Origin of the sequence: Burkholderia sp. Bp9099 (assembly GCF_003857805.1) — a bacterium.
Classification (GTDB): Bacteria; Pseudomonadota; Gammaproteobacteria; order Burkholderiales; family Burkholderiaceae; genus Burkholderia.
Genome location: NZ_QTPU01000068.1, coordinates 1 through 6,941, shown reverse-complemented (window position 1 = coordinate 6,941; position 6,941 = coordinate 1). Strand labels below are relative to the sequence as shown.

The following is a 6,941-nucleotide window of genomic DNA, read 5'->3' as shown; positions in this document are numbered from 1 at the left end:
ACGCCGAACGCCATCTGCGGCTGCTGGTCGATGAAGATCAGCTGGCTGTTGTGCGGAGTGAGTACTTCAAGCTTCGGGTTGCTCATGGCGGTGATGTCCTTTGACGCGGAGAAAAATGCGGCCTGCCTCGCCGACCCATGCGGGAGGCAGCCAATACGCTGTGCCGGGAAATTCAAAAGCCGGTCCGCGTCATTCAATACGCAAATTCCCGATCACGCCAATTAATCATTCTGATTATCACGGCCCTCAAAGTTAAGGCCTAAAAAGACCTGAATTCCATTGAATTGACTCACGAGGAGCGCGCGGACCTGATAGGCTAATCCAAGACTTTCGGATCGGCGCCAGATCAGTTGTTATCCATATTTTTTCAACGCGGTTGTCACTCTCAATCTCATGAAACCATACACTGCTTCGCTTTTCGCCGGCATCCTCGCCGGCATCGTTTACGCGGTAATCGGCGTGCCATCGCCGGCGCCGCCCGCCATCGCCCTGGTCGGCCTGCTGGGCATTCTGGCCGGCGAACAGATTCTTCCCGTCGCGCGACGGATGTTCGACGGAATCCGACTGGGAACCGCATGGCGCGACGCGAAGTGCAGCCAGCACATGTTCGGCGCGCTGCCCGGCGCCCACGCGTCCGACGCTGCCGCGAATCAATACCGACGTGACTGACCGGTGTCGAGCGGATGCGATGGTAACCGTCGGCGCGCATGCGTGCGCGTCATGGCGCGTTGGATGATGAACCGTCTGAACCGCATTGGACTCAGTGCCACTTGTTCGATATATGACCGCCCGATGTCCTTCCCGCAGCGGAATTCCCTATGAAGCTGTCCTTCGAAGCACTCGAAGCACTGGACGCGATCGACCGCACCGGTACGTTCGCCGAAGCCGCAGAGTTGGTGCACCGCGTGCCGTCCGCACTGACATACCTCGTACAAAAGCTCGAGAGCGACCTCGACGTTGCGTTGTTTGATCGCAGCGGGCGTCGTGCGAAGCTCACGCGTGCGGGCCGTGTCGTCGTCGAGGAAGGCCGTCGACTGCTGCACGCCGCCGAACAGCTCGAGCGTAAGGCGCAGCGCGCGCAGCAAGGCTGGGAAACCGAGGTCCGCATCTGCATCGCGGAGATACTGCCCTTCGAGGCGATGTGGCCGTACGTGCATGCGTTCTACGATCTCGAGATGGACACGCGGCTGCGGCTCTCCACCGAAGTGCTCGGCGGCACCTGGGATGCGCTGATTTCGCGCCGCACCGACCTGGTTGTCGGCGCGGCGGGCGAGCCGCCGGAGTTGCCCAACATCGTGGCGCGACCGATCGGCACGCTCAGGCACGTGTTCGCGATCGCTCCCACCCACCCACTCGCGGCGCTGCCCGAACCGCTGTCGATGGAGTCGGTCGTCGAATACCGCGGCGCAGTGATCTCCGATACCTCGCGCGAACTGCAGCCGCGTTCGGTCGCCGTCGATGCCGGGCAACCGTATCTCGCGGTGCCGACGCTCGCCACGAAACTGGCTGCGCAATGCGAAGGGCTCGCGGTAGGCACGCTCCCGGACTGCATCGCGGCACGCTCGATCGCGCAAGGCAGGCTCGTCGCGCGCCAGGTGACCGGCATGCGCGACACGACCCATTGCTATATCGCGTGGCGCGGCGACGAAGCCGGACGCGCGCTGCACTGGTGGGTCGACCAACTCGACCGCCCCGACCTCGTCGACCGGTTCACCGCGCTTGCGTGACTCCGCTTTTTCTATGGGCGCCCCCAGGTTAGCCGAACGAGTCATGCAAACGTTTCATATTCCTCTCGAACAGGTTGCACGATGCATGCGCGTTCGGGGCCGGCAGCATCATCTCTTCCTCGGTCGCGATGTGCTCGGCGAGCGATTCGCACATCAGGTGCCCAGTTCGGGCCTTCTACGCGCAGCGGTGACGGGTTGCGGATGCTCAGCTAATACGGCCCTCACGGCCGTCGCCGCATAGATACTCGCATGATGTTGCTTGCCGGCAAGCACGGCGGACTAGCCGACCGCGGCCGCCAGCGCTGCCCGCCTGACATCCTCGTCACGCCCCGGCACGAACACCGACGCGACGCCGGCGCCGACGATTGTCGGCATCCACATATTGGCATTCGATGCGTAAGTCACGTTCCCTTTTTTCGAACACGTGCGAGATGAGGTCATTGCCGCCTCCAGGTGCCCCACCGTAGCCGTCACGTGAACGCAGTCGTTCACTACGGCGAGAATGCACCCCGAAATAACGGATAGAAAATCTTGAAGGAAAATGCGCCGGTTCGAAATGGGGCTATGGCGCCCCCACCGTGGTTGCGGAGGTGCAGTTGTGTGCCGCGGGCCAGCCGCTGAGCAATTCTCCAGCAATCGGACATTTATTCGAGTTACTTTTGGTCTGTCGAGCGCGCCGTGTAAGCTGTACGCAGGAATGCCGGGCGCCATACCCCTCGAAGGACGCTCCATCATGCCAGACACTTTTGTCACCCCTACTGCTGCGCCGCCGAAAGACATGCTCGGATGCGTGTCGAGCCTGCTGTCGAAGGATATCCAGGCGTCAACCGGCGGTCTAAAGCCCCATCGCAAATGCATGCGTGACGCGCATGTCGAGCATATCGACATGCCCGCCTGAGATCGCAGCTTCCTGATCGGCGTTTCGCTGAATGCCGGGCACCGGCGCACGCTGTATGGCCGGGCGGGCGCCAGACAGCACGCCGGTGTCGAGCTCAAATACGGGTGGTAGCGGCCTGACGATGCATTCGATGGCGCGGTGCCCCTGCCCGATGATGTTTAACACTCTCTCAACTGGCCTGAGTTCTGGCGCGGCGCAAGCCAGCCCTAGTCGCAATCAATGTTCTCCAGGCTTGACAGGCTGCGGCGCGGGCGCCGCATTCGAGGCAGGCAGCACGAGGTGACTGGCGCTGTTGCGCTTCGCAAAATCGAGCGCGGTGGCGAACCAGCTTTGTGCTTCGTTGTGACGCGCGAGCCTGCGCAGCACAGCACCCTTGACCCGGCAAAGTTCGGTGTAGTACCAGTAATTGCCATTCTGGTCGCAATGCAGCAACGCGATATCGATCGCATTCAGCGCTTCGTCGTTGCGCCCTTCGCGCATCAGCGCTTTGCCTAGTTGACAGCGCAAGACGGGAAGTTGGGCGAGGAAGCCAGTCGAGCATAGCTCCTCAGTCGCGGCCGCCAGTCGCTCGGTCGCATTGCGACCGGGCTCAACGAGGGTCGCGACCCAGGCGCCGTAGCACGAGCAGCAAGCGCGCCAGATCGTAAAGCCAAAACGCGAGGACAAGTCGTTCAGCACGTCGATGCCGCGTTTCGCCGCCGCAAGATCGCCGTTGAGAAGCGCGATCGGCACGAACGCTTCGACGAGTACGTAGCACGTGACCATTTCATAGTCGTACCGCACGGCCGCATCGAAGCTGCGCGCCGCGAGAGCGCATGCGTCCTCGCGATGGCCTTGCAACCACAGCACGCGCGCAAGCGTTGCACGTGCAAGGATGCCGTGCTCGATACGAAGGTCTATGGCACGCCACCGATCCAAAGGCTTGTCGTATGCTTCGATCATTCGTTCCAGCAATTGACGCGCGCGCGACTGGTCACCTGCATAGTGATGTGCAACCCCTTCGATGCGCGCCGCAAGTACAACGTCTGTCTCGTTGCCAGTGCTGCGCGCAAGATCGCCGAAGCGCCGGGCAAAGGTCAATGCGTCCCGCGCATGCCCTGCGTATTGGCTCCAGTTCCATAGGCCCCAATGCGCGCGTGAAACATAATCGGACCGTCCGGCCTCTGCCGATTCATTCAAAACGGACATCCATGCTTCGCGCGTCTCGGACAATGGTCCTTCCGTATAGAGTAGCGCCGCTGCCAACCCCGACACCAGCCGCAAACGCGCCTCGCGGCTCACGTGGAAAGCATCTTGCCTGTCCCGTGGAATCAGGCGCAGCGCGGCACGCGCCCATCTGCAACCTTCGTCTACCAGCGAAAGGTCGTAAAGGTAAGGGACCGTTACGGCGGCTAGTGCGATGCCAACGGAAGGGTCCCCGCGACCACAAAGCGTCCACTCGAGAGCAACGCGAACGTTGCCGAGTTCGCGCGTGAAGTGTCTGAGCCATTCCACGATGGGCCGTTCTATCCACCGCGTATGGTCGGCCTCGGCAAGCTGGAGGAAAAGCGTTGCGTGCGCATCGGCGGCGCGGAAACGTTCGCCGTTGTCGTCGAGTTGCTGTAGCGCGTAAGCGCGCGTTGTTTCTAATAACCGGTATCGATAAGTAAGCCCCTCGGGGTCCGAGACCAGCAATGATCGCGAGACGAGACCAGTTACGGCATCAAGCGCCGCCATGCGGGTCAGTCCGGCATGTTCCGCCATCGCGCATGCCATGTCGAGCGTGAAGCCGTTGACAAACATGCCTAGCCAGCGCAATAGCCTCCGTTCGTCCTTGCTGAGCAGGTCATAACTCCAGTCGAGCGTCGCCTTGAGCGTTTGATGACGCGGCAACGCCGTGCGCCGGCCTCCCGTCAGTATCCTGAAACGATCGTCCAGGTTTGCCGCGAGCAGGCCGATTCCCAGCACGGCGGCGCGCGACGCCGCCAGCTCCAGTGCCAGCGGAATGCCGTCGAGCCTGCGGCAGACTTCGCCTGTCAGACGGACGCTCGTTTCGTCGAACGACAAATGTGCACCGTCCGCTTGCGCACGTGCCAAGAAGAACCTCACGGCGGGTGTGCGCAGCACATCGCTTGCCGAATCGGTCGATACCGGTACAGTAAGCGGCGGGACCTGATAGACGAGTTCGTCACGTACACGCAATGCCTCGCGGCTTGTTGCGAGCACGCGGGTACGGGAGCTTGCATCCGCCAGCGCGTCCGTCACGGCGGCGATGGTGTCGAGCACGTGTTCGCAATTGTCGAGTACAACCAGGGCCTCGCGATCTCGCCAATCCACGGCAATCTGTTCCAGTCCTGCACTCGTCGCGGAAAGTCTGCTCCCTGTCGCATATGCGAAGGCGTCGAGTGCCGACTGTGCGTCGCACGCGGCGGCCAATGGCACGAATACAACCCCATCGAGGAACTCCGCTCGCATGCGGTGTGCGACCTCGATGGCAAGGCGTGTCTTGCCAATGCCTCCTGTCCCCGTCAGCGTGACGGTCCGGTGTGTTCGCAGCGCCCGTTGCACGCCGTCCAGAGCGTCTTGCCGGCCAATCAGCTTCGGGATGCGCGCGGGCAATGGCTGATGTACGGGCTCAACGGCTCCGTCGGCAGCGGAAGCATCGTCATCGTTCTCTACATTCGCATTGCCCCTGGTTTGGCCCGTGCGTTGCGAATCTGGCTGAGGCACCAGACGGTAGCCGCGTCCGGGCACCGTGACGATCAGCTTTGCGTCCGCCCCCAACACCTTGCGCAGTGCGGATAGGTGCACATGAATGTTATTTTCATCTACGATCGTGGTTGGCCAGACCGACGCCATCACTTCGTCCTTTGTGACGGTTCGGCCGCTGGCCGAAGCTATGGTGACCAGGATATCGAATGCGCGCGATCCGATCTCCAGCACTTCATTACCTCGGCGCAAAATCCGCCTTGCGGTATCGATCTCACATTGACCGATCTGAATGACGGGTGGGCTGCAAGCGACGATTGTTGTCGAGTCCATGGCGGTTTCGTCTGACGTTGGTGCACGCCTCAGATATTCAGTCCGTTACAGGCGAATTAAATTTTGCTAATGCCTAATGGCATCGGGAATCACTTTACCGATGCTATCGACGTCCAGGTGGAAGTCAAGTCGAACAGCAGGCCTTTCCAAAACCGAAAGGAGCCTGGAGGGAGCGGAGTACCTAGGGTTGGATGGATCGTTAAAGGGAACTGCATTTTAGGGTATTGGGGGTCTCGGTTGCGAGGGGCAGCCGTGAAGGGCGTAGCCCGTAGCGGCTTCCCCCTCGCGGGCTATGCGATGCGTGCACCAGCCAGGCTCCATACATCGGGGTACCGTGGCCGGGTTTGGTCGGCAACCTTGCTCATCAGACGTTCCCGCGCCAGGCGAACCTGACGGGCGGCTTCGACATCCGTCTGGCTGCGCGCGCTGCTTCAGTTGATCGATCGTGATGTCCTTGCGCAGGAAGTCATCCACGTTCGGCAGGCTGGCTAGCTTCTCAAGCGGCGTCATCACGTCTTCGGGGCGGTGAACGCGTCGCGTTCGGCCCGGCCTCTGGGGATCGGGACTTCGGTGCCGAAAAGACAGGGTCGGTGCATGTTCAAAAACGGATTAAGCCGATCGACGCAAAAGGCATTGAACTGCTCGGCCCACTCGGCCCGTATGTGCGCGTAGCCAAATTGCCTGCGCACGACATTGCCGTTCTTGGATTCTGCCAAAGCGTTGTGGTTACAGCGTCGTGGACGTGAGCGGGTGAACTCGATGAGTTGTTCCTTGAGCATCTTTGCGACCTCATGATTGATGTACTCCGAACCGCCATCGCTGTGAAAGCCAAGAATACGGAATGGAAACTGGTCAATCATGTCGCGCAGTACCGGCAGCACGTGTTCTCGCCCCAGCGTTGGCACGGCCGCGACGACTTCCCACTGGGTTACGCAGTCGACGGCATTGATGTGGTAGACGCCGCGCTGTTCGTCGACGTTGCCCTGATGAACGCTGTCGATGCGGATAAATCCGGGGCGGTTCTCAGGCGCGGGAGCCCGACGCACGGCGATTACCGCGCCTCTGGGATGGGTCTGGGTCTTCGTGTAGACGGTGTGATGCTGACGATAAGTCTGCGAACGCCGCAGGTTGTACAGATGAGACGCTGAAAGGTGGAGCTTCGCCGATGCGCGCGGCACGACGCGGGTGCTGGTCGCCGGGCGCCTGAAATCGAACCACAGTGAAGTGTTGCGCGAGGCCGTGCTCGACGGCGCCGGCATCGCGCTGCTGCCCGACTGGCTCGTCGATGCCGATGT

6 protein-coding genes and 2 pseudogenes are annotated in these 6,941 nt (G+C 61.5%); 3 read left to right on the top strand and 5 right to left on the bottom strand.

The genetic code is table 11. The features are described 5' to 3' along the window. A pseudogene (locus DIE17_RS38270) lies at positions 1 to 197 on the bottom strand (hypothetical protein); the annotation flags it as partial. Between the two features lie 196 nt (positions 198 to 393). Between DIE17_RS38270 and DIE17_RS36710 the strand changes: the two are divergent. Together DIE17_RS36710 and DIE17_RS36705 are read left to right on the top strand one after the other, a co-directional pair. Beyond that, positions 394 to 669: a XapX domain-containing protein gene (locus tag DIE17_RS36710; RefSeq protein ID WP_124921829.1), complete on the top strand. Its 276-nt coding sequence runs from the start codon at positions 394 to 396 to the stop codon at positions 667 to 669. A 149-nt stretch (positions 670 to 818) separates the two neighbouring features. Continuing rightward, a complete protein-coding gene (locus tag DIE17_RS36705; RefSeq protein ID WP_124921828.1) occupies positions 819 to 1,727 on the top strand; it encodes a LysR family transcriptional regulator in 909 nt (302 codons plus the stop codon). 279 nt (positions 1,728 to 2,006) lie between these two features. Here the strand turns inward: DIE17_RS36705 and DIE17_RS37695 are convergent, their stop codons facing one another. The 4 genes from DIE17_RS37695 to DIE17_RS38260 form a co-directional block, all read right to left on the bottom strand. Further along, a complete protein-coding gene (locus DIE17_RS37695) occupies positions 2,007 to 2,168 on the bottom strand; it encodes a hypothetical protein (protein WP_185735432.1) in 162 nt (53 codons plus the stop codon). Positions 2,169 to 2,562: 394 nt separating this feature from the next. Further along, positions 2,563 to 2,790, bottom strand: a complete 228-nt coding sequence (locus tag DIE17_RS38490; RefSeq protein ID WP_185735431.1) for a hypothetical protein — start codon at positions 2,788 to 2,790, stop codon at positions 2,563 to 2,565. Positions 2,791 to 2,841: 51 nt separating this feature from the next. Then, a complete protein-coding gene (locus tag DIE17_RS36695) occupies positions 2,842 to 5,646 on the bottom strand; it encodes a winged helix-turn-helix domain-containing protein (RefSeq protein WP_124921827.1) in 2,805 nt (934 codons plus the stop codon). Positions 5,647 to 6,155: 509 nt separating this feature from the next. After that, positions 6,156 to 6,692 carry an integrase catalytic domain-containing protein gene (locus DIE17_RS38260; protein WP_260439300.1) on the bottom strand — a complete coding sequence of 179 codons (537 nt, stop codon included), beginning with the start codon at positions 6,690 to 6,692 and terminating at the stop codon, positions 6,156 to 6,158. A gap of 121 nt (positions 6,693 to 6,813) precedes the next feature. Here DIE17_RS38260 and DIE17_RS37685 point away from each other — a divergent pair. Then, positions 6,814 to 6,941 (top strand): annotated as a pseudogene (locus tag DIE17_RS37685) (LysR family transcriptional regulator); the annotation flags it as partial.

What these genes read in the sequence shown, in the direction of transcription:
- DIE17_RS36705 (WP_124921828.1), top strand. Translation starts at nt 819, where the DNA reads ATGAAGCTGTCCTTCGAAGCACTCGAAGCACTGGACGCGATCGACCGC.
- DIE17_RS36710 (WP_124921829.1), top strand. Translation starts at nt 394, where the DNA reads ATGAAACCATACACTGCTTCGCTTTTCGCCGGCATCCTCGCCGGCATC.
- DIE17_RS36695 (WP_124921827.1), bottom strand. Translation starts at nt 5,646, where the DNA reads ATGGACTCGACAACAATCGTCGCTTGCAGCCCACCCGTCATTCAGATC.
- DIE17_RS37695 (WP_185735432.1), bottom strand. Translation starts at nt 2,168, where the DNA reads ATGACCTCATCTCGCACGTGTTCGAAAAAAGGGAACGTGACTTACGCA.